The organism is Curvibacter sp. T50, assembly GCF_057219955.1.
The window spans coordinates 14,836-34,583 of sequence record NZ_JBXVVU010000007.1 but is presented as its reverse complement, the minus strand read 5'-3'; the positions used below and the strand labels follow the sequence as shown (position 1 = coordinate 34,583).

Sequence of the window (19,748 nt, the reverse complement as noted above, 5' to 3'; positions counted from 1 at the left end):
CGCCGGATCATAACCCAAGGATCGACAGTGACTTACCGACCCTACCTCGCGCTAATTATGCGAGGTCGAGAAGGAGAATCAGTCCGGTTGGAAATACTCCGAACGGCCCGTCCGGACAATGCAAGACCTGCTCTCGGCGTCAGGTCGGCGGGATGGTTTCCTGAAAGCTCGGTCGCGACATCAGTTTGTCCTGAAGGCGCTCAAGATTGGGATACTGACCACGCCAGTCAATCTGGGAGAAGCGGAAATCAAGGTAGCCGAGAGCGCAACCCACCGCGATGTCCGAAAGGCTCAGATGGATGCCGCTGCAGTAGCCCCGGTCTGCCAAGCCCAAGCTCATGGACCGCAAACCGCCGTGAATCTTGTCCATCTGCCGGTCGATCCACGCCTGAGACCTTTCGGAAGGACGGCGCCCATCCCATGTCGCCTCCAACCGGGCCAGCACAGCCGCATCCATGACGCCGTCGGCCAGTGCCTCCCAGGTTTTCACCTCGACCCGCTCCCGCCCGGTCGGCGGAATCAGCTTTCCCACCGGAGACAACGTATCCATGTATTCAACGATGACACGGGAGTCAAAAACTGCTTCACCGCCTTCCATAATGAGGCAGGGCACCTTGCCAAGGGGGTTGGAATCAGTAATACGTGTCTGGGCATTCCAGACGTCTTCCGAAACAAACTGGCAATCCAACTTCTTCTCGGCCAGCACAACACGCACCTTGCGCACGTAGGGACTGGTCAGGGAGCCGATCAGTTTCATGAATCCTCTCTGTCTTTCTTGTATCTCAGGCCTATTTTGGTCATTCTAGGGGAAGGGCGGCCGTCCTGCGGTGCGCGCCTACAACACCCCACACCTACAATTCGTGTATGACTCCCCATCCCATTGCCGCACTGTCCCCTTTGGATGGCCGATACTCGGCCAAATTGGCCGCTCTTCGCCCCATCATGAGTGAACAGGGCTACATGCACCGGCGCATCCAAGTCGAAATCGCTTGGTTGATTCACCTGTCAGACGCCGGGTTCGCCGAGTTTCCGCCGTTACCCTCCGATGCACGATCCTTTCTGTTCGATCTTGTCGAACAGTTCTCACAGGAAGATGCGCTGGCGATCAAAGACATTGAGGGAACCACGAACCACGATGTGAAAGCCGTGGAGTACTGGATCAAAGCCAAGATTGCCGAGCAGCCAGCACTCAGTAAAGCCAGCGAGTTCGTTCATTTCGCCTGCACGAGCGAAGACATCAACAACACAAGCCATGCGCTGCAACTACGTGCCGCACGAGATCTGGTCATCTTGCCTGGTTTAGACACGGTGATTCACCGTTTGCGAGAAATGGCCCATCAGTTTGCGAAGACTCCGATGCTCAGCCGCACCCACGGCCAAACGGCCAGCCCGACAACCGTCGGAAAGGAACTGGCCAACGTGGCCCACAGACTGGCCGTCGCGAGGAAGAGCATTGCCAACGTACCGATGATGGGAAAGATGAACGGCGCAGTGGGCAACTACAACGCCCACTTGGCGGCGTGGCCTGAATTCGACTGGGAGCGCTTTGCTCGAAAGGTTGTTGAAACGCCGGAACCCATGGGTCTCGGCCTCACATTTCAGCCTTACAGCATACAGATCGAGCCTCACGACTACATGGCTGAGCTGTTCGACGCGGTGGCGCGGGCCAACACGATTCTTATCGACCTTTCCCGCGATATCTGGGGCTATGTCAGCCTCGGGTACTTCAAACAGAAGCTCAGGGCAGGCGAGATCGGGTCGTCGACCATGCCACACAAGGTGAACCCCATCGATTTCGAGAACGCTGAGGGCAACCTGGGCCTCGCCAACGCCTTGCTAAGGCATCTCTCCGAGAAACTGCCCATATCCCGCTGGCAACGGGACCTGACGGACTCGACCGTATTGCGGAACATGGGCGTAGCCTTGGGTTACGCCAGTTTGGCATACCAATCGCTACTAACTGGACTGAACAAACTCCAGATCAATGAGGCAGCGCTGCGGGCCGATCTGAACAACGCCTGGGAAGTGCTGGCCGAACCCATTCAAACGGTGATGCGGCGTTACGGCGTAGAGGGTGCCTATGAGAAGCTCAAGGAAATCACCCGAGGTCAAACGGTGACGGCCGGCGACCTTCACGTACTAATCAAGACGCTACCGATCCCAGAAGAAGAAAAATTGCGACTTCTCGCTTTAACTCCTCAGGATTATGTCGGTAAAGCAGCAGAACTGGCATTGCGAGTGTAGTTTTCGCCTTTTTTGGCCTTATACCCACCGTAAAAGCGTCCTCAACAGCTATATATTTGATAGCAAATGGCACTCCGCTCTACCGTTTTCAAAGTGCAACTGGGGATTGCTGACATCGACCACGGGTACTACGCAGACCAAACGTTGACGTTGGCGCGCCATCCGAGCGAGACCGACGAGCGAATGATGGTCCGGCTGGTGGCGCTGGCACTGAATTCCTGGCAGTTGCAATCGATTTGTGGCGGCGATGGAGTGCTGGCTTTCGGGGCCGGCCTCTCGGACCCCGACAGTCCCGATCTCTTCTTGGAAGATTACACCGGACAAATGCGCCTTTGGATCGAGGTCGGCCAGCCTGAAGACCGACCGCTGGCCAAAGCCTGCCAGAAGGCAGATCAGGTCATGGTGTACGCGTTCCACCATGCCGCTGAGGTCTGGTGGCGAGGTATCGAAAACAAGCTGGAACGGCTGGAGAAGCTTCAGGTTTGGCGGGTGCCGGCCGTGGCTTCACAGTCGTTGGCACGCCTGGCCCAGCGCAATATGCATTTGCAGGCCACGGTGCAGGAGGGTAGTTTGAGCCTGTCGGACAAAGACACACACATCGACATTGAGTGCATCCGCTGGAAGTAATTGGTAGGCGCGGTCCGGGGGGTTTTCCGTTCTTGACTGGCTTTTGGTGCTGCCCGAAGTTGTGTTCCCCGGGTTAAATGTGCGGATCTGTCCCAACCCTGAATATCCGCTCAGAATAACGATTGAATCGCCAAGCGGTTCCTTCGCTTTCTATTCGGTGCCAGGTCGCCCTTTTCTGGTACGGACTCATAGCGGGCCAGGCCTGGACCTCAATCTCTGTCCGCCCACAACCCTTGCATACAGCGTCGCCTTGACTGGTTGAACAGATGGCGATGCACGGCGTATCGCTGGTCGTGTGATACCAGGTCAACCATGCTTGACGTGCTGGCTCTTCTACCGTGTCCACGTTGACAACCGGTACGCGGCTGAGAGTCATTTGGGCATAGATTTCGGCCAATGCCGATAGTGCCGGTGTGAGCGTGCAACCATCGATCGACGGATCGCGCAAGCGCCAGAAGTTGATGGCCGCCTCCAGATCAACAAGGGAAATGACGTCGTTCGGTTGGGATTGGAGTTCCGGGTGCATCTTTAATGGCCTTGAGAGCGAACTTCGACATTCTCGGTCGGTTGGAGTCTGGGGGTTGCTGGCTCGCATTTCCCGGGCCCTGCTATTCTTTGCCTATGAAGCTTCTCAGCAAATGGATTCTCAATGCTTGCGCACTGTTGCTGGTTGCGCACTTTTATTCCGGTGTACAGGTGAGCGGGTTTGGCTCGGCGCTGATCGCAGCGCTTCTGATTGGCCTGCTGAACACTCTGGTTCGGCCGATCCTCGTTCTACTGACACTGCCGGTTACTCTGATCAGCTTAGGGCTGTTTCTTTTCGTTATCAATGCTCTGCTGTTTTGGGCTGCTTCTGGGCTGACCACTGGCTTTGTGGTGCTGGGCTTTTGGGCTGCATTGGTAGGTTCTGTGATCTATTCGGTTTCGGGTATTGTGATCGACTCCGCGCTACAACGGTTGTTCGGGCGTTAGGGCCCGAAGGTGGCTCTGGGGTGAACGGAAGGGTCTGCTTTGGCCTGCTTCCTGTTCGGCGATTTTGGCCTGAGCGTCCCGCATTCGGGTCTCGACAACCGCCAATTCGATCTGATCGACGCGTACTGTTTCGGACTCCGTGCTCAGCCGGATTGCGGCCTTGTATCGGTCCAATGCGCCGATGTAGTCCAATCTCGCCATTCGCACTTCTGCTTCGGCTCGGATGGCAGCAATCGGCTCATTCAGTTCTGTTTGAGTCTTCACCATAAGCTGCCATGCCGCAGCATCATCTGCGTGTTCGCTTAACCACAGGCGAAGGAGTTCTCGGGCGCGCTTTCGGCTTTCGTCTGTTTGCTTACCCAACATGCTTTGGATTTTCAACAGCAGGACGGGGCGCTTTCCGGGCTCGGGCATGCGGGTTAGACGAGTTAGCCGTTCGTTGGCGTCAGCGTATCGTCCGACGTTGAGGTCAAGTTCTGCCCAAACGAGATTGATCAGCCACGCTTTTTCATCTTTGTCACTGGCTTGCTCATCTATTTCCGGGAGGATCAGTTCGGAGTTGTCCCGCTCACCGCTCAGTGTCGCCTCAAGTGCTGTGCCATACCGGTGGACGATCAGTTGCTCCTTAGGGTTGGTTGCTTGGTTCCGTGCGACCCGCGGGAGTTGATTCGTATTTGATGCGTAGGTTCGGGAGAGGATCGAAGCCCGTGTCGCCATCAAGCTTGCTTCGAGATCAAACCTTTTCCCTCCGCTACCCGATATTCCGATTCGGGCACGCATGTCCCCTATACGGTCAGTTGTCAGCGGATGGGTGCGCAGGTAGGGAAACGCCCCCGAATCGTTGAGTTGGTTGGCACTCTGGAGCTTCTCAAACATTGAGACCATGCCTGCAGTTGCAAAGCCGGCGTCTTGCAGAATTCCGAGGGCGATGCGATCAGCTTCCCGCTCCATGTCGCGGGAAAAGTTGAGCTGTGTTTGTAAGCCGGCTGCCTGTCCACCCAATACGATGGCGTTGGCGGCATCAGGGTTCCGGTTGGCAGCGATGGTTCCCAGGATGAAGGCCCCGATCATCCACGGTGCAAGTCGTTCCTGGCGTGCCGTCAGGCGATAGAGATGGCGTTGTGACGCATGAGCGAGCTCATGTGCCAATACCGCGGCTAATTCTGAGCTGCTTTCAATCGCTGCAATCATTCCCAAGTGAAGGCCGAAATATCCCCCCGGCAAAGCGAAGGCATTGATGGTTCGGTCTTTTCCCAGGAGGATTTTCCAGGAAAATTCACGGTAGAGTTCTTCCGGAAGATCGCCTCTGCGTCGCGCTGCTTCAATCAGGCGTCGCCAGATTGCCTCTACGTAATATTCCAACAGGACATCGTCTATAAAGTCCGGATCGCGGTAGAGATCACGAGCAATTCGGTCGCCCAGTTTTCGTTCGGTCCGAATTTCCATCATATCGCCCCCAAGGCTCGGAATAGCGGATGCTGACTGTGCGTGAGCCTGCCTGCCCGAGATGCCAAGGAGCATGGCAAGTGCAACTCCCGCCAAGAGCGACCGAGAAAGGGCGTTCAGGGACATCGTCTTTTCCGGATTTTGGGTTTGGGGGAGTATCTTTCCGATTGCAAGGGGTACCGCAGCACGCCGAGACATACGATTGCGGAATCTGATCCTAAGTCCCTTGGCTCCGCGTCGCTATCATGCTGTGCCAGCGTTTCCAAAATGTTAAGTTCAACCCTCCGCTATGACCTCTTCTTTTCCTGATAAATCCCTTACGCATTTCGACGTCCTGGGCAATGCGCATATGGTTGACGTTGGCGCAAAGGCGGCTTCCCATCGTATCGCCGTCGCCCAAGGTGATATTTACATGCAGCCTGCTACTCTGGCTCTTATCCGCAAGGGAACGGCAAAAAAAGGCGATGTGATTGGTGTTGCGCGAATTGCAGGCATCATGGGGGCAAAGCGAGCAAGTGAACTGATTCCGCTTTGCCATCCGCTTGCATTGACCCGGGTTTCTGTCGATTTCGTTTTGCCTGAGGGCGAACAAGAAGCAAAGGTGACCTGCACTGCGCGAGTCGAAACAATTGGGCCTACCGGTGTTGAAATGGAAGCACTGACAGCGGTGCAGATCGCCCTGTTGACGATCTATGACATGTGCAAAGCTGTCGATCGTTCAATGATCATTCAGAAAGTCCAACTGCTTGAAAAGCACGGCGGTCAGTCGGGCGCCTTTATAGCCAGCAAATAAAAAAAGCCCTCGCCGGACCGGCGAAGGCTCAAATTCAGGAGAGCTTTGTATGATCTCTGAGCTCTTCGATCACCGCTTCTGACGGTACTTGCGCAAGGCCGTTATTTGGGCTGCCAAGACAGCCAATTCCGACTGCGCACGAGCAAGGTCGATTTCACTCTTGGCGTTCTTCAGCGCTTCTTCCGCTGCCTGACGTGCTTCATTGGCTTTTTCGTCATCGAGATCTTTCCCGCGAATTGCGGTGTCGGACAAGACGGTAACACAGTCGGGTTGCACTTCGAGCACCCCCCCCGCAACGAAAACGAATTCCTCACCGCCGTCGGCGGTTTCAATGCGAACTGACCCCGGTTTAATGCGGGTAATCAGCGGTGTATGCCGGGGGTAAATTCCCAATTCACCCAATTCGCCGGGTAGTGCAACGAATCGCGCTTCGCCAGAGAAAATCGATTCCTCCGCGCTGACCACTTGGACGTGGATTGTATTCATGATAATTCCTGCTGAAGCTTGGGGAATGGCTGGTCCTACAGCGTCCCTGGGTTGTCGTAAGACGGGCAGGGACGAAACCAACTATCACGCAACCTTCTTGGCCTTCTCAAACGCTTCGTCAATGCTACCCACCATGTAGAACGCTTGTTCTGGCAGATGGTCGCATTCGCCGTTCGTAATCATCTTGAAACCCCGGATTGTTTCCGACAGGGGGACATATTTTCCAGGCGAACCCGTAAACACCTCTGCCACGTGGAACGGCTGAGACAGGAAACGCTGAATTTTACGCGCCCGCGCTACCGCCAGTTTGTCTTCAGGAGCCAGCTCATCCATACCCAGAATGGCGATGATGTCTCGAAGCTCCTTATAGCGTTGCAGCGTTCCTTGAACCGCCCGTGCTGTGTTGTAGTGGTCTTCACCAACGACAAGAGGATCGAGTTGTCGGCTGGTCGAGTCCAGCGGATCCACTGCGGGGTAAATACCCAGTGCAGCAATGTCGCGAGAAAGCACAACCGTAGAATCCAGGTGCGCAAAGGTCGTCGCGGGTGACGGGTCAGTCAAATCGTCGGCGGGCACATATACAGCCTGAATCGAGGTAATCGAACCGACTTTGGTTGACGTAATGCGCTCTTGCAAACGACCCATTTCTTCAGCGAGAGTCGGCTGATAACCCACCGCTGAAGGCATGCGGCCCAACAAGGCTGACACCTCGGTACCCGCCAATGTATAGCGATAAATGTTGTCCACGAAGAACAACACATCGCGACCTTCGTCTCGGAATGACTCGGCGATAGTGAGACCTGTCAGAGCAACGCGCAAGCGGTTGCCCGGAGGCTCGTTCATCTGCCCATAAACCATGGCAACTTTGGACTCAGAAAGGTTGTCCAGTTTGACAACTCCCGAGTCGGCCATCTCGTGATAGAAGTCGTTGCCCTCACGGGTACGTTCACCGACCCCCGCAAACACGGAAAGACCCGAGTGCGCTTTGGCGATGTTGTTGATGAGTTCCATCATGTTGACGGTCTTGCCCACACCGGCACCACCGAACAGGCCAACCTTACCGCCTTTGGCGAACGGACAAACCAAGTCGATCACCTTGATACCGGTTTCCAGCAGTTCCTGCGACGGGCTGAGTTCGTCATAGGCAGGTGCCTTGCGATGAATCGATGCCGAAAGGTCGGCTGACACCGGGCCACGCTCGTCGATGGGGTTCCCAAGAACGTCCATGATGCGGCCCAGAGTTGCTTTGCCAACTGGCACGGTGATGGGCTCATTGGTGTTGTAGACCATGTTGCCGCGACGCAGCCCGTCGGAAGAACCCAGAGCAATGGTACGCACGATGCCATCCCCGAGCTGCTGCTGAACTTCCAGCGTCAGGGCTGAGCCGTCCATCTTGAGCGCGTCATAGATCTTGGGCATCTGGTCGCGCGGGAATTCGACGTCCACCACGGCGCCGATACATTGAACAATCTTGCCTTGCACTTGAGCCATTTTTTGCTCCAAAAAAATTAAACGGCGGCGGCACCCGCGACGATCTCCGAAAGCTCTTTCGTGATCGCCGCTTGGCGCGTCTTGTTGTAGACCAGTTTCAGTTCGGCGATGACATTGCCAGCGTTATCGGTCGCAGCCTTCATGGCTACCATTCGAGCTGACTGCTCCGATGCCATATTCTCCGCAACGGCCTGATAGACCAGTGCTTCGACGTACCGGACCAATAGTTCATCAATTACCGTCTGGGCATCTGGCTCATAGATGTAGTCCCAACCAGGACCGGCCGGCTCGCCGGATCCACTGGCTGCCATCCGCGACGCGGACAGCGGAAGCAACTGTTCTACGACGGGTTCTTGCTTCATCGTGTTGATGAAGCGCGTGTAGGAGAGGTAAACCGCATTTAGCTTACCTGCCGCATAGGCATCCAGCAGAACTTTCACGGGACCAATAAGACGCTCCAAGTGCGGCGTGTCCCCAAGCTGAGTCGCTTGCGAAACTATCTTTGCCCCAACCCGGTTCAGGAAGCCGAAGCCCTTATTACCAATCGCAACCGCCTCAGTCTGTACACCTTCGTTTTGCAGGTCACGAATCTTGTTCGTCACAACCCGCAGAATGTTGGTGTTCATGCCACCGCAAAGGCCTTTGTCCGTCGTTACAACGATGAACCCCGCCGCCTTGGCATCGTTGTTCTTCATGAACGGGTGGACATACTCCGGGTTCGCCTTGCCGAGGTTTAGGGCAATACTTCGAACTTTGTCGCTATAGGGACGTGCGGCCCGCATGCGGTCCTGCGCTTTGCGCATCTTGGACGCGGCCACCATTTCCATGGCCTTAGTGATCTTCTTGGTGTTCTCAACCGATTTGATCTTGCCGCGAATTTCCTTGCCTGCTGCCATGGGTGGCTCCTCGTAGGATTAAGCGAAGCTCTTCTTGAATGCCGAAATAGCGGCACTCAATTCGGCTTCTGCATCCTTATCCATGGCGCGCTCATTCTCAAGTTTGGATAGCAGGGCTGAATGTTTGTCCTTAAGGTAGCCATGAAGTCCCGACTCAAAGCTGAGAACCTTCTTGACATCGACATCATCCATATGCCCTTTGTTGACGGCGTAGAGGGAAGCCGCCATGAGACTGATAGGCAATGGACTGTACTGGGGCTGTTTCAGAAGCTCGGTCACGCGTGCGCCTCGATCGAGCTGCTTGCGAGTCGCCTCATCGAGATCAGAAGCGAACTGAGCGAAAGCCGCCAATTCGCGATACTGCGCCAAATCGGTACGGATGCCTCCAGACAAGGACTTGATCAGCTTAGTCTGGGCCGCGCCACCGACGCGAGAGACAGAGATACCCGCGTTGATAGCCGGTCGAATGCCGGCGTTGAACAAAGACGTTTCCAGGAAGATCTGTCCGTCTGTAATAGAAATCACGTTGGTCGGCACAAACGCAGACACGTCACCCGCTTGCGTTTCAATGATTGGCAACGCCGTCAGAGAGCCGGTCTGGCCCTTTACTTCACCTTTGGTAAATGCTTCCACATAGTCGGCATTCACGCGAGCGGCGCGCTCCAACAGGCGGCTGTGCAAATAGAACACATCACCGGGGTACGCTTCCCGTCCGGGAGGACGACGAAGCAACAAGGAGACCTGTCGGTAAGCAACGGCTTGCTTCGAGAGGTCGTCGTAAACGATCAGGGCGTCCTGCCCCCGGTCCCTGAAGTACTCGCCCATCGTACAGCCCGAATAGGCGGAGACATACTGCATTGCCGCCGATTCCGAAGCACTGGCCGCCACAACGATGGTGTACTCCATGGCCCCGGCCTGCTCCAGCGCGCGGACAACGTTCTTAATGGACGAGGCTTTTTGACCGATAGCCACGTACACGCAGGTCATGTTCTGACCCTTCTGATTGATGATGGCATCAATCGCGACCGCCGTCTTGCCTGTTTGACGGTCACCAATGATCAGCTCGCGCTGGCCCCGACCTACCGGGACCATCGAGTCCAGACACTTGAGACCCGTTTGGACCGGCTGGTCCACAGATTTACGCGCGATAACGCCAGGCGCAACTTTTTCGATGACGTCGGTCATCTTGGCGTCGATCGGACCTTTTCCGTCGATCGGCTGCCCCAGTGCATTGACCACACGGCCAATCAGTTCCGGGCCGACGGGGACTTCGAGAATGCGACCGGTGCATTTAACGGTGTCACCCTCTGAAATATGCTCGTACTCGCCAAGAATCACAGAACCAACGGAGTCGCGCTCGAGATTGAGAGCCAATCCGTAAGTTGGCACACCCTCTTTGGTGGCCGGGAATTCCAGCATTTCGCCCTGCATTACGTCGGACAATCCATGGATGCGGACGATACCGTCGGTTACCGCAACAACGGTCCCCTGATTGCGAATGTCCGCACTCGCCGCCAGCCCTTCAATACGACTCTTGATCAGTTCAGAAATTTCTGCGGGATTGAGTTGCATGACTCTTTCCTTCTTTCTTAAAAATGCCAACGGGCCGACACAAAGCGCCGGCCACCGAATCAGGCCGAGAGGGCCATTCTCATCTGCTCAAGCCGTGCCTTGATCGAAGTGTCAAGCACCTCGTCACCAACCACCACTCGGATGCCGCCAATCAACTCGGGCACCACTTCAACGGAAATGTTGAGCTTTCGCCCAAACCGGGCCTCCAGCACACTCATCACGTCGCTCAGCGCCGCGTCGGTCATGGCAAACGCGCTATACACCACCGCATCGGAAGTGCCCGTCTTTCCGTTTTTGAGCGCCCGAAATTGCGAAGCTATTTCAGGAAGGACAGCCAAGCGTCCATTCTCAACAACCGTTTTCAGGAAGTTGGTTGCGAGGTCTGGCAACGGCGCGCGAACAACACCAGCCACCAGCTGCACCATTTCCGAATCCGATACACGGGGGTTACCTATCAGCTGCTTGAGCTGGGGGTCACTCGCAACAGCTGCGATGGCATCAACCCAAGCTGCCGTTGAATCGAGATCGGCACCCGCCGCCTTGAATAGCGCTTCCGCATAGGGGCGCGCGATGGTTGCTAGTTCAGCCATGACGACCTCACAGCTCCGCCTTCAGCCGCCCCAACAGATCCGCATGGATGTCGGGGTTGACTTCCTTGCGAAGAATCTGCTCGGCACCCTTTACAGCCAATACGGCAACCTGCTCACGTAAGGATTCGCGGGCCTTGAGCATCTGCTGTTCGGCCTCGGCGCGGGCGGCGGCAACGATCTTCCCGCCCTCCTCGTTTGCACGAGTCTTGGCTTCTTCGATGATCGACTGAGCACGGCGCTCCGCATCTGCCAATCGTTGCGCCGTCTCCGCACGCGACTTTGACAGCTCAGCCTCAACGCGGGCATTAGCAGCTGAGAGTTCGGATTTGGCCTTGTCGGCGGCAGCGAGGCCGTCGGCTATTTTGCTGGCGCGCTCATCCAACGCTGCCGCTATGGGAGGCCACACATATTTCATTGTGAACGCGACCAAGATCACGAACACAATCATCTGAATGATGAGGGTACCGGTAATGCTCACTTTTTCATCCTTTTCCCCGCAGCGACCATTGTCGGCGGGGGAGTGACGTGGGTCGGCCGATTACAGGCTGATTACTTCGGCAGGTTGGCAATCTGGGCCAGGAACGGGTTGGCCGTCGCGAACCACAGTGCGATACCCGTTCCGATAATGAACGCAGCATCGATCAGACCGGCCAGCAGAAACATTTTGGTCTGCAGTTCACCCATCAGTTCAGGCTGACGAGCAGCGGACTCAAGGTATTTGCTACCCATGATGCCAATACCGATACAAGCACCGATAGCGCCCAAACCGATGATGAGACCGGCGGCCAGTGCGACAAAACTGATAACTTCCATGATGACTCCTAGAGGACTTGGTTGACGAGAAAGGGAAACGAAAAAGGGAAACCCGCTTGATTGATGATCAATGGGCGTCGTGAGCCTGGCCGATATACACCAGCGTCAGCATCATGAACACAAAAGCCTGCAGCGTAATGATCAGGATGTGAAAAATGGCCCACGCTGTCCCGGCAATTATGTGACCAATCGCCAAGCCGATACCGGTGGCCGAGAGCGACCAAGCACCACCCATCAAGGCGATCAGCATGAAAATCAGCTCGCCAGCATACATGTTGCCGAACAGCCGCATGCCATGAGAAACCGTCTTGGCAACAAACTCGATCATTTGCATGAGAAAGTTGAATGGCCAAAGCAACGGATGAGACCCGAACGGCGCTGTGAAGAGCTCGTGAAGCCAGCCGCCAGCCCCCTTGATTTTTATGTTGTAGTAAATGCAGACGAGCAAAACCCCAACAGACAAACCCATTGTCACGGACAAGTCGGCCGTCGGCACAACGCGCATGTAGTCCTTCATACCCAAGGCCGGCCCGGCGCTGTGCCAAATCGCCGGAATCAAGTCGACTGGCAGCAAGTCCATGGCATTCATCAGGAAAATCCAGACGAACACCGTCAGTGCCAACGGAGCCACCATCTTTCGACTGTTGGCGTTGTGCACAATGCCCTTTGCCTGCGAGTCGACCATCTCGACCAGAATTTCGACCGCAGCCTGGAAACGCCCCGGCACTCCCGAGGTAGCCTTGCGGGCAGCCAGCCAAAGGAGCCAACAGCCAAACACCCCCAAGACGATGGAAAAGAACAGGGAATCCAGGTTGAAAACACTGAAATCAGCCACACCTGACGGTGCCTTGTTCTGAAGATGCTGCAGGTGATGGACGATGTACTCGCCTGCCGTCGGTCCGGTTCCAGATGCCATCTGATTACTCGCCAGTTCGTTCTAACATTCGCTTCACACGCTTGGGGGAGAACGCCATCGCCACCCAATACACCTTCATGGTCAGAAAAAGTCCGAGCAACAAAGCCGGCCAACTCAATCCAACCACCAGACCCGGCGCAGCGACAAGCATCGCGAGCGACAGGGCCATCTTGACCATTTCCCACAAAAAGAAGCCCAGCACCGCAGTTCCTGCATTCAGGGATGCGAACCGGCCGGTGAGGCCTCTGGCAAACACTGCTGCCGGAAGAATCACGACCAACGCACCATACGCCGCAGACCAGCCGATTTCTGCCTTCGTCGTAATACCCCAGGCACCAACTGCCACCAAGAGCCCTACGACAACCTGCCCCCCCACAACCCACCAGGGGGACACTGATGGATTGGCTTCGCGCAGCTCCCTGACCTCCTGGGCCGTCAACCGCTTGAATTCGGGTTCGTCGATTTGCGATTCCGGAGCAGGCGCGATTGTCTTCATCTCAGATTACGCGCAAGTTACACCGATGATTTTTCACAAACCGTCGGATTATAAGTAAAAACCCGCCCCGTTCCGCTTTGTCGATGCTGACAGGCATCAAGCCAGCGCTTGCGGAGGGTTGCGGTCGTCGGAAAACGTCCGAAACATCGACACCGTTCAGGGATACTACGCCCCATCTGACGTCATGCACCACACCGATTTGCCCCACTCTCCGTGCTACCTGAATGGTCGCTATTTGCGACTGGATCGCGCCCGGGTAAGTGTCATGGACCGAGGCTTCCTCTTCGGGGACGGCGTCTATGAGGTCATTCCGGCTTACGAAGGGCGCCTTTTCTGTTTCGAACAGCATATCGACCGGCTCGAGAGATCCCTTGATGCGATCCGACTCACGATCCCCCACAGCCGGACGCAATGGCGGCAAATCGCTTCGAATTTAATAGCAAAATTCGACCGTTTCTTGTTGGGTACAGGACAAAAAACTGGTTCTACTGCAGAAAACTCGTTGGTCTACCTCCAGGTCACACGTGGCGTTGCCTTGCGTGACCATGCCTTGCCTGCCGACGTAACGCCAACCGTCTTTGCCATGTGCAGTCGCCTGCGCCCGGTTTCACAAGAAGTGCGTGCGCACGGCGCCACCTGCGTCAGCGCCAATGACATCCGTTGGCACAAAGCCCACATCAAGTCCACCAGCCTGCTCGGCGCGGTTCTGTCACGCCAGGTCAGCGCCGACGTGAATGCTCAGGAAACCATCCTTTTTCGCGATGACACCCTGACCGAGGCGTCGTCCAGCAACGTCTGGGTTGTCAAGGATGGCGCCATCTGGGGCACTCCGCGCAACGAGTCGGTACTGGAAGGTATCCGATATGGGCTCATGGAGCGGCTGTGCCGCGAACTCGGCCTGCCTTTCGGGCTGCGGCCGCTGGTTCGTGCTGACGTGGAGCGTGCAGACGAGTTGCTGCTGACATCCGCCAGCAAAGAGGTGCTGGCAGTTACTCGTCTGGATGGCAAGCCGGTTTGCAACGGCCTGCCCGGGCCGATCTACGATCGACTTTTTGCGGCCTACCAATTGGCCAAGCAGCAACCCGCATAGCGAACCGACATGACCGTACCGCCGCTCAACACCCCAATGCCCCGCACCGCGGCCGAATCCCTGATCGAGTATCCATGCCGCTTCCCGATCAAGGTGATGGGTATCCGAAACGACCGCCTGGTCTCTTCCTTGGTCGAGGTAGCACGCCAGTTCGACCCAGAGTTTGACTCGGCCACCGTCGAACTGCGCGAAAGCAGCGGCGGGCGCTACCTCGGAGTCACCTTGACAATCACGGCTACCAGCCGAGAGCAGCTGGATGCCCTCTACCGCGCATTCACCGGGCATCCCTTGGTCAAGGTCGTACTTTGAGTTCCATGCTGATACCGCAGATGCTGGGCCGGGTCGCGTACGAACCTACGGTTGCCGCGATGCAGGCGTTCACCGCCTCGCGTACCGAAACCACCCCCGACGAATTATGGCTATGTGAGCATCCGCCGGTCTTCACTCAGGGGCTCGCCGGACAGGCAGGCCACCTGCTGGCCCCAGGCACAATCCCCGTCGTTCAGACCAACCGGGGCGGGCAGGTCACCTTTCACGGACCAGGTCAGGTCGTCGCCTATCCCTTGATCGATCTGCAGCGTGCAGGCTACTACGTCAAGGAATATGTCTTTCGACTGGAGGAGGCGGTGTTGCGCACCCTGGCCCACCTGGGCATCACCGGTCATCGGGTCGTCGGCGCCCCAGGCATCTATGTGCGTCTGGATGACCCGTTCTCCCATGCAGCCCTGAGCGGCCCGGCACACCCCGCTGACCCGTTTCGGGGCCTGGGGAAGATCGCCGCTTTGGGCATCAAGGTCAGCCGCCATTGCACCTTCCACGGGTTGGCGCTCAACGTTTCTATGAATCTGGAACCATTTGAACGCATCAACCCCTGCGGATATGCGGGGCTCGCAACCGTCGACCTTTCTACAATCGGCGTCGAGATTGCCTGGGACGAAGCAGCCCGGCTGCTTGGTCAAAAGCTGGGCGCCCTGCTCTCATCCTGAGTGTCACGCCCAAACCGGAGGCCCTTGATGAGCACAGCACCAACACCGCCAAACGTCGTTCGCGAAGCGCAGTCGACCGAAACCTACGACCCCACAGCCAAGCAGAAAGCGGCCGCCAAGCTATCGCGGATTCCGGTCAAGGTTCAATCGGCCGAGGTGCTCAAAAAACCCGACTGGATTCGGGTCAAGGCCGGCAGCCCCAGCACCCGGTTCTATGAAATCAAAGATATCCTGCGGAGCAACAAGCTGGTGACCGTGTGCGAAGAGGCCAGTTGCCCGAACATCGGCGAATGCTTCGGCAAGGGCACCGCGACCTTCATGATCATGGGCGACAAATGCACCCGCCGCTGTCCGTTCTGTGATGTAGGCCATGGGCGCCCCGATCCACTGGATGTCGAGGAACCGGGAAATCTGGCGCGAACCATCGCTGCGCTCAAGCTGAAGTACGTGGTGATCACCAGTGTCGACCGCGACGACCTGCGAGATGGAGGTGCCGGGCATTTCGTTGAGTGCATACGCAGGACACGCGAACACTCGCCGGGGACTCAGATCGAGGTTCTGGTGCCTGATTTCCGAGGCCGCGACGACCGGGCGTTGGACATTCTCAAGGCTGCGCCACCGGATGTCATGAACCACAACATGGAAACAGTGCCGCGCCTGTACCGGGAAGCGCGCCCGGGCTCGGATTACGCTTTTTCGCTGAACCTCCTGCGCAAATTCAAGCTGCTTTTCCCCAAGATTCCCACCAAAAGTGGCCTGATGGTCGGGCTGGGCGAAACCGATGAGGAGATTCTGGCCGTCATGCGCGACATGCGCGCCCACCAGATCGACATGCTGACCATTGGCCAGTATCTGGCACCCAGCAACAGCCATCTGCCAGTGCGACGGTACGTGCACCCTGACACCTTCAGGATGTTCGAGGAAAAGGCCTACGAAATGGGTTTCACCCATGCCGCAGTTGGCGCAATGGTACGTTCCAGCTACCACGCTGATCAGCAGGCGCATGGCGTGCTCAATAGGACCTCATAGACCACGACACACCACACGGATACAACGCAAATGAGGCTCCGCTACCTGACCTCAGGGGGAGCATCCCCATGCACCCTGGCCAAGTCAAACGAGGCTTGATGACGCATTCACCGCGCCGAAACCTTTGCGGGCGGCGAAAACGGCATCGAATCGCCCAGCAAACTGATCAATGCAGCTTGGGCATTTCGATTTCAGACAAAATTGCCGGGTACCCATCGTAAAAGGGTCACTTTCAGCTATCAATTTTAGATTAGCTCGACGGTGCCATCTTTTCCCACGCGGTGATCGCTTCGGCCGCGTACATCAGTGCCGGGCCGCCGCCCATGTAGACACAAACGGCCAACATCTCTTCCAGTTCCGCGCGCGTACATCCAAGCCGATGCAATGCCTTCACGTGAAAACCGATGCAACCGGAGCAGCGCTGGGTAACACCGATGGCCAATGCAATCAGCTCTTTTTGCCGGGCGCTGAGCGCACCGTCGGCGATCGCTGCCCGAGCGAGTTGGCCGAAGCCGGCCATTGCCTCAGGCTGGGCTTTGCGAAATGGCGCCAAGCTTTCGTTGATATCCTGAATCAGACTGCTGTGATCGAACGTACTCATACCGTGTTCCTTTCTGTTCTGTTTCCGGGCGGGCCCGGCCGTCGGAGAACCTTCCCATGAAAGCCAACTTTCTGGCGCTGGGTGCCATCGGGTTGTGGGCTTCACTGGCCACCTTGGGGGTTTCTCTGGCGCACCTGCCACCCTTCCTGTTGACCGGGTTGGCACTTCTGATCGGCAGTGTGGTGGCGCTGCCGGTGTCGCGCCTTGATTTTCGTCAGTGGCGCATGCCCTTTGCCACCCTACTCTTGGGGGTCTATGGGCTTTTCGGTTACCACTTTCTATTGTTCACCGCATTCCGGCACGCGCCGCCCGTACAGGCCAATCTGGTCAACTACCTCTGGCCGCTCGGCATTGTGGTCATGGCGCCGCTGTTTCTCCCTGGAGTGAGGCTCAGCGCGTCGCACTTGCTCGCCGCAGCGATGGGATTCACCGGAGCGGCGCTGGTCATCCTCGGTGACCGCGACCTCTCCGGTGGCTTCGCCTGGGGCTACCTGCCTGCACTGGGCGCCGCCTTCGCCTGGTCCAGCTATTCGTTACTCACCAAGCGGGTCAGCCCTTTTCCGACTTCGGCCATCGGCCTGTTTGGCCTCGTGTCGGGCCTGCTTTCACTGCTTTGCCATTATCTGTTGGAGACCCCTGTGAACCTGTCCACCGGAGATTGGGGCCTGGTGACTCTGATGGGCCTAGGCCCGCTGGGGGCAGCGTTCTTCCTGTGGGATGCAGCGATTAAGAAGGGGGACCCGCGGCAGATCGGAATACTCAGCTTTCTGACGCCCCTGCTGTCGACGCTGTTGCTGGTGACGGTCCGGGGAGAACGTCCGGGTACAACGGTGCTGCTCGCAGGCGGACTCATCGTCGGCGCAGCGGTCGTCGGTACACGGCAGACCCGCGACAAGCCGAGCGAAACGGATGAGCGGTTCAGCGATCCTCGACGCCAACAATGAGCCGCGCCGGATCTTCGTCGGCCAGGACGGTCTGCGCCCATATGCGCAGCTTCCCGGTGTCGGCCCGCAAGATTTCCTGCTTGACCGCCAGAATCTGGGAGGGATGCATGGAGAAACTGCGCAGGCCGAGCCCGAGAAGCAAGCGTGTCACCGACACATCACCGGCCATTTCGCCACAGACACTCACCCCTTTGCCCTGTGCCTGACACTCGGCAATGGTGTCCGCCACCAGTCGCAACACGGCGGGGTGCAACGGGTCGTAGAGGTGGGCAACCGACTCATCCGCCCGATCGATGGCCAGCGTGTACTGGATCAGGTCATTGGTCCCAATCGAAAGGTAATCGAAATAGCGCAAAAACAATCTCAGCGAGAGTGCCGCTGCGGGGACCTCGATCATTGCGCCCACCCGAAGCGGGCCGTACACCGCGCCCCGGTTGTCCAGCTGCGCACGCGCGTGGTCCAGCAAAGACAAGGTCTGGCGAATCTCACTGCCATGGGCCAACATGGGGATGAGAAGGTTCACTTTGCCATGGGCCGCCGCACGCAGGATGGCACGCAACTGGGTCAGAAACATCGCCGGGTCTGCAAGACTCCAGCGAATCGCGCGCAAACCCAGGGCCGGGTTCAGATGGGCATCGTCGTGGCGGGCATCATCCAGCGGCTTGTCTGCGCCGACATCCACCGTGCGAATGGTCACAGGCAGTCCTTGCATGCCGTCAACCGCCTTGCGGTAGGCCTGGTACTGCTCCTCTTCGTCAGGCAATTTGCCCTGGCGGCCCATGAACAGGAACTCGCTGCGAAACAGCCCGACCCCAACCGCGCCGACCTTGAGCGCGGCAATCGTATCGTCGGGCATTTCGATATTGGCGATCAACTCAATGCGCTGACCGTCGAGGGTGACGGCGGGCGTATTGCGAAGGCGCGACAGCCGCTCGCGCTCCAGATCACCCTGCCGCTGGCGAAAGCCATACTCGGCCAGCACAATGGGCGACGGGTCGACGACCAGAACACCCGCGTCTCCGTCAACGATGATCCAATCGTCCTGTCGGATGATATGGCTGGCCGTTCGCGCACCCACAACAGCGGGAATCCCGAGGCTTCGTGCAACGATGGCGGTATGCGAGGTCTTGCCGCCGACATCGGTGGCAAAGCCGGCAAAAACGCTCTGCTTGAATTGCAGCATGTCCGCTGGGGACAGGTCGTGCGCGACCAGAATCAGTGGCACGTCCATGGTGTCATCGAGTTGCAGGTCCTGTTGGCGACGGCGGCCCATGCCCGCCGTCGGCGCCGGAGTTGAAATCGGCGAGGTTGCACCCTTCATATGACGAAGCACTCGCTCGACCACCTGCTCCAGATCGGCCTTGCGCTCACGCAGGTAATCATCCTCCATTTCGTCAAACTGTCTTGCGATTACCTCGAACTGCGTCACAAGCGCCCATTCGGCGTTGTAAAGCCGATCCCGGATCCACTGTTTGACGCCTTCTGCAAGCTCTTCATCCTGGAGCAGCATAAGATGCACGTCCAGCAACGCAGCCAACTCGTGCGGTGCGTCCCTGGGCATCTCTTGCAGCAGGCGCTGCAGTTCGAAGACCACCGCGTCACGCCCTGCCCGGACCCGGTCTATCTCAGCATCGACCTTATCGACTTCGATGAAGTAGTGGGCGACGTCTGCCCGACTGGATGCCACAAGAACGGCACGTCCGATTGCGATGCCTTTCGCAACAGCCAGCCCATGGATGCTGAAGGTCATCGACAG

General features: G+C 57.4%; 23 protein-coding genes. 9 read left to right on the top strand and 14 right to left on the bottom strand.

All coding sequences use genetic code 11. From position 1 onward, the window contains the following. Window positions 1–139: 139 nt before the first annotated feature. Window positions 140–757 (bottom strand): glutathione S-transferase N-terminal domain-containing protein, encoded by a 618-nt coding sequence (locus tag AC2EBU_RS16560; RefSeq protein ID WP_484611553.1) that lies wholly within the window; start codon window positions 755–757, stop codon window positions 140–142. A gap of 107 nt (window positions 758–864) precedes the next feature. On the opposite strand from AC2EBU_RS16560, the gene purB reads away from it, so the two are divergent. Together purB and AC2EBU_RS16550 are read left to right on the top strand one after the other, a co-directional pair. Continuing rightward, window positions 865–2,244: an adenylosuccinate lyase gene (gene purB / locus AC2EBU_RS16555; protein WP_484611552.1), complete on the top strand. Its 1,380-nt coding sequence runs from the start codon at window positions 865–867 to the stop codon at window positions 2,242–2,244. Window positions 2,245–2,310: 66 nt separating this feature from the next. Further along, window positions 2,311–2,871 (top strand): YaeQ family protein, encoded by a 561-nt coding sequence (locus AC2EBU_RS16550; RefSeq protein WP_484611551.1) that lies wholly within the window; start codon window positions 2,311–2,313, stop codon window positions 2,869–2,871. 73 nt (window positions 2,872–2,944) lie between these two features. Here AC2EBU_RS16550 and AC2EBU_RS16545 read toward each other — a convergent pair whose 3' ends face one another. Beyond that, window positions 2,945–3,397, bottom strand: a complete 453-nt coding sequence (locus AC2EBU_RS16545; RefSeq protein ID WP_484611550.1) for a DUF3717 domain-containing protein — start codon at window positions 3,395–3,397, stop codon at window positions 2,945–2,947. 95 nt (window positions 3,398–3,492) lie between these two features. Between AC2EBU_RS16545 and AC2EBU_RS16540 the strand changes: the two genes are divergently transcribed. Next, complete coding sequence (locus tag AC2EBU_RS16540; protein WP_484611549.1) at window positions 3,493–3,843, top strand: phage holin family protein; 351 nt, start codon at window positions 3,493–3,495, stop codon at window positions 3,841–3,843. Here AC2EBU_RS16540 and AC2EBU_RS16535 read toward each other — a convergent pair. Continuing rightward, entirely contained in the window at window positions 3,820–5,415 is a 1,596-nt protein-coding gene (locus AC2EBU_RS16535) for a M48 family metalloprotease (protein ID WP_484611548.1), read from the bottom strand. The two genes, AC2EBU_RS16540 and AC2EBU_RS16535, sit on opposite strands and share 24 nt — an antisense overlap. 163 nt (window positions 5,416–5,578) lie before the next feature. Between AC2EBU_RS16535 and moaC the strand changes: the two genes are divergently transcribed. Beyond that, window positions 5,579–6,082 (top strand): cyclic pyranopterin monophosphate synthase MoaC, encoded by a 504-nt coding sequence (gene moaC / locus AC2EBU_RS16530; protein WP_484611547.1) that lies wholly within the window; start codon window positions 5,579–5,581, stop codon window positions 6,080–6,082. Window positions 6,083–6,151: 69 nt separating this feature from the next. On the opposite strand, the gene AC2EBU_RS16525 is transcribed toward moaC, so the two are convergent. The 9 genes from AC2EBU_RS16525 to AC2EBU_RS16485 form a co-directional block, all read right to left on the bottom strand. Then, window positions 6,152–6,568, bottom strand: coding sequence for a F0F1 ATP synthase subunit epsilon (locus AC2EBU_RS16525; protein ID WP_484611546.1), 417 nt, complete (start codon window positions 6,566–6,568; stop codon window positions 6,152–6,154). 84 nt (window positions 6,569–6,652) lie between these two features. After that, the gene (gene atpD / locus AC2EBU_RS16520; RefSeq protein WP_484611545.1) at window positions 6,653–8,059 is read right to left on the bottom strand and encodes a F0F1 ATP synthase subunit beta; all 1,407 of its coding nucleotides are present in this window, start codon (window positions 8,057–8,059) and stop codon (window positions 6,653–6,655) included. Between the two features lie 17 nt (window positions 8,060–8,076). Beyond that, window positions 8,077–8,955 (bottom strand): F0F1 ATP synthase subunit gamma, encoded by an 879-nt coding sequence (gene atpG / locus AC2EBU_RS16515; RefSeq protein ID WP_484611544.1) that lies wholly within the window; start codon window positions 8,953–8,955, stop codon window positions 8,077–8,079. A gap of 18 nt (window positions 8,956–8,973) precedes the next feature. Beyond that, on the bottom strand, window positions 8,974–10,527 hold the full coding sequence (gene atpA, locus AC2EBU_RS16510) for a F0F1 ATP synthase subunit alpha (RefSeq protein WP_484611543.1): 1,554 nt from the start codon (window positions 10,525–10,527) through the stop codon (window positions 8,974–8,976). A 59-nt stretch (window positions 10,528–10,586) separates the two neighbouring features. Further along, on the bottom strand, window positions 10,587–11,117 hold the full coding sequence (locus AC2EBU_RS16505) for a F0F1 ATP synthase subunit delta (protein WP_484611542.1): 531 nt from the start codon (window positions 11,115–11,117) through the stop codon (window positions 10,587–10,589). Window positions 11,118–11,124: 7 nt separating this feature from the next. After that, entirely contained in the window at window positions 11,125–11,595 is a 471-nt protein-coding gene (locus tag AC2EBU_RS16500; protein ID WP_484611541.1) for a F0F1 ATP synthase subunit B, read from the bottom strand. Between the two features lie 71 nt (window positions 11,596–11,666). Next, window positions 11,667–11,930, bottom strand: a complete 264-nt coding sequence (gene atpE, locus AC2EBU_RS16495; RefSeq protein ID WP_484611540.1) for a F0F1 ATP synthase subunit C — start codon at window positions 11,928–11,930, stop codon at window positions 11,667–11,669. A 67-nt stretch (window positions 11,931–11,997) separates the two neighbouring features. Then, entirely contained in the window at window positions 11,998–12,846 is an 849-nt protein-coding gene (atpB, locus tag AC2EBU_RS16490) for a F0F1 ATP synthase subunit A (RefSeq protein ID WP_484611539.1), read from the bottom strand. Window positions 12,847–12,850: 4 nt separating this feature from the next. Continuing rightward, the gene (locus AC2EBU_RS16485) at window positions 12,851–13,342 is read right to left on the bottom strand and encodes an ATP synthase subunit I (RefSeq protein WP_484611538.1); all 492 of its coding nucleotides are present in this window, start codon (window positions 13,340–13,342) and stop codon (window positions 12,851–12,853) included. 184 nt (window positions 13,343–13,526) lie between these two features. Here AC2EBU_RS16485 and AC2EBU_RS16480 point away from each other — a divergent pair, with 184 nt between their 5' ends. The 4 genes from AC2EBU_RS16480 to lipA are packed head-to-tail and all read left to right on the top strand — an operon-like array spanning window position 13,527 to window position 16,447. Next, window positions 13,527–14,432 carry an aminotransferase class IV gene (locus tag AC2EBU_RS16480; protein WP_484611537.1) on the top strand — a complete coding sequence of 302 codons (906 nt, stop codon included), beginning with the start codon at window positions 13,527–13,529 and terminating at the stop codon, window positions 14,430–14,432. A gap of 9 nt (window positions 14,433–14,441) precedes the next feature. After that, on the top strand, window positions 14,442–14,741 hold the full coding sequence (locus AC2EBU_RS16475; protein WP_484611536.1) for a YbeD family protein: 300 nt from the start codon (window positions 14,442–14,444) through the stop codon (window positions 14,739–14,741). Between the two features lie 5 nt (window positions 14,742–14,746). Next, complete coding sequence (gene lipB / locus AC2EBU_RS16470) at window positions 14,747–15,418, top strand: lipoyl(octanoyl) transferase LipB (protein ID WP_484611535.1); 672 nt, start codon at window positions 14,747–14,749, stop codon at window positions 15,416–15,418. Window positions 15,419–15,445: 27 nt separating this feature from the next. Then, on the top strand, window positions 15,446–16,447 hold the full coding sequence (gene lipA / locus AC2EBU_RS16465; RefSeq protein WP_484611534.1) for a lipoyl synthase: 1,002 nt from the start codon (window positions 15,446–15,448) through the stop codon (window positions 16,445–16,447). A gap of 250 nt (window positions 16,448–16,697) precedes the next feature. Here the strand turns inward: lipA and AC2EBU_RS16460 are convergent, their stop codons facing one another. Further along, on the bottom strand, window positions 16,698–17,048 hold the full coding sequence (locus AC2EBU_RS16460) for a carboxymuconolactone decarboxylase family protein (protein WP_484611533.1): 351 nt from the start codon (window positions 17,046–17,048) through the stop codon (window positions 16,698–16,700). Between the two features lie 56 nt (window positions 17,049–17,104). Between AC2EBU_RS16460 and AC2EBU_RS16455 the strand changes: the two genes are divergently transcribed. After that, entirely contained in the window at window positions 17,105–17,992 is an 888-nt protein-coding gene (locus tag AC2EBU_RS16455) for a DMT family transporter (protein ID WP_484611532.1), read from the top strand. On the opposite strand, the gene ptsP is transcribed toward AC2EBU_RS16455, so the two are convergent. Beyond that, a complete protein-coding gene (gene ptsP, locus AC2EBU_RS16450) occupies window positions 17,967–19,742 on the bottom strand; it encodes a phosphoenolpyruvate--protein phosphotransferase (RefSeq protein ID WP_484611531.1) in 1,776 nt (591 codons plus the stop codon). The two genes, AC2EBU_RS16455 and ptsP, sit on opposite strands and share 26 nt — an antisense overlap. Window positions 19,743–19,748: the final 6 nt, after the last annotated feature.

Excerpts from the sequence above, each read along its gene's own strand:
- AC2EBU_RS16560 (WP_484611553.1), bottom strand. The coding sequence starts at position 757 with ATGAAACTGATCGGCTCCCTGACCAGTCCCTACGTGCGCAAGGTGCGT.
- purB (WP_484611552.1), top strand. The coding sequence starts at position 865 with ATGACTCCCCATCCCATTGCCGCACTGTCCCCTTTGGATGGCCGATAC.
- AC2EBU_RS16550 (WP_484611551.1), top strand. The coding sequence starts at position 2,311 with ATGGCACTCCGCTCTACCGTTTTCAAAGTGCAACTGGGGATTGCTGAC.
- AC2EBU_RS16545 (WP_484611550.1), bottom strand. The coding sequence starts at position 3,397 with ATGCACCCGGAACTCCAATCCCAACCGAACGACGTCATTTCCCTTGTT.
- AC2EBU_RS16540 (WP_484611549.1), top strand. The coding sequence starts at position 3,493 with ATGAAGCTTCTCAGCAAATGGATTCTCAATGCTTGCGCACTGTTGCTG.
- AC2EBU_RS16535 (WP_484611548.1), bottom strand. The coding sequence starts at position 5,415 with ATGTCCCTGAACGCCCTTTCTCGGTCGCTCTTGGCGGGAGTTGCACTT.
- moaC (WP_484611547.1), top strand. The coding sequence starts at position 5,579 with ATGACCTCTTCTTTTCCTGATAAATCCCTTACGCATTTCGACGTCCTG.
- AC2EBU_RS16525 (WP_484611546.1), bottom strand. The coding sequence starts at position 6,568 with ATGAATACAATCCACGTCCAAGTGGTCAGCGCGGAGGAATCGATTTTC.
- atpD (WP_484611545.1), bottom strand. The coding sequence starts at position 8,059 with ATGGCTCAAGTGCAAGGCAAGATTGTTCAATGTATCGGCGCCGTGGTG.
- atpG (WP_484611544.1), bottom strand. The coding sequence starts at position 8,955 with ATGGCAGCAGGCAAGGAAATTCGCGGCAAGATCAAATCGGTTGAGAAC.
- atpA (WP_484611543.1), bottom strand. The coding sequence starts at position 10,527 with ATGCAACTCAATCCCGCAGAAATTTCTGAACTGATCAAGAGTCGTATT.
- AC2EBU_RS16505 (WP_484611542.1), bottom strand. The coding sequence starts at position 11,117 with ATGGCTGAACTAGCAACCATCGCGCGCCCCTATGCGGAAGCGCTATTC.
- atpE (WP_484611540.1), bottom strand. The coding sequence starts at position 11,930 with ATGGAAGTTATCAGTTTTGTCGCACTGGCCGCCGGTCTCATCATCGGT.
- atpB (WP_484611539.1), bottom strand. The coding sequence starts at position 12,846 with ATGGCATCTGGAACCGGACCGACGGCAGGCGAGTACATCGTCCATCAC.
- AC2EBU_RS16485 (WP_484611538.1), bottom strand. The coding sequence starts at position 13,342 with ATGAAGACAATCGCGCCTGCTCCGGAATCGCAAATCGACGAACCCGAA.
- AC2EBU_RS16480 (WP_484611537.1), top strand. The coding sequence starts at position 13,527 with ATGCACCACACCGATTTGCCCCACTCTCCGTGCTACCTGAATGGTCGC.
- AC2EBU_RS16475 (WP_484611536.1), top strand. The coding sequence starts at position 14,442 with ATGACCGTACCGCCGCTCAACACCCCAATGCCCCGCACCGCGGCCGAA.
- lipB (WP_484611535.1), top strand. The coding sequence starts at position 14,747 with ATGCTGATACCGCAGATGCTGGGCCGGGTCGCGTACGAACCTACGGTT.
- lipA (WP_484611534.1), top strand. The coding sequence starts at position 15,446 with ATGAGCACAGCACCAACACCGCCAAACGTCGTTCGCGAAGCGCAGTCG.
- AC2EBU_RS16460 (WP_484611533.1), bottom strand. The coding sequence starts at position 17,048 with ATGAGTACGTTCGATCACAGCAGTCTGATTCAGGATATCAACGAAAGC.
- AC2EBU_RS16455 (WP_484611532.1), top strand. The coding sequence starts at position 17,105 with ATGAAAGCCAACTTTCTGGCGCTGGGTGCCATCGGGTTGTGGGCTTCA.
- ptsP (WP_484611531.1), bottom strand. The coding sequence starts at position 19,742 with ATGACCTTCAGCATCCATGGGCTGGCTGTTGCGAAAGGCATCGCAATC.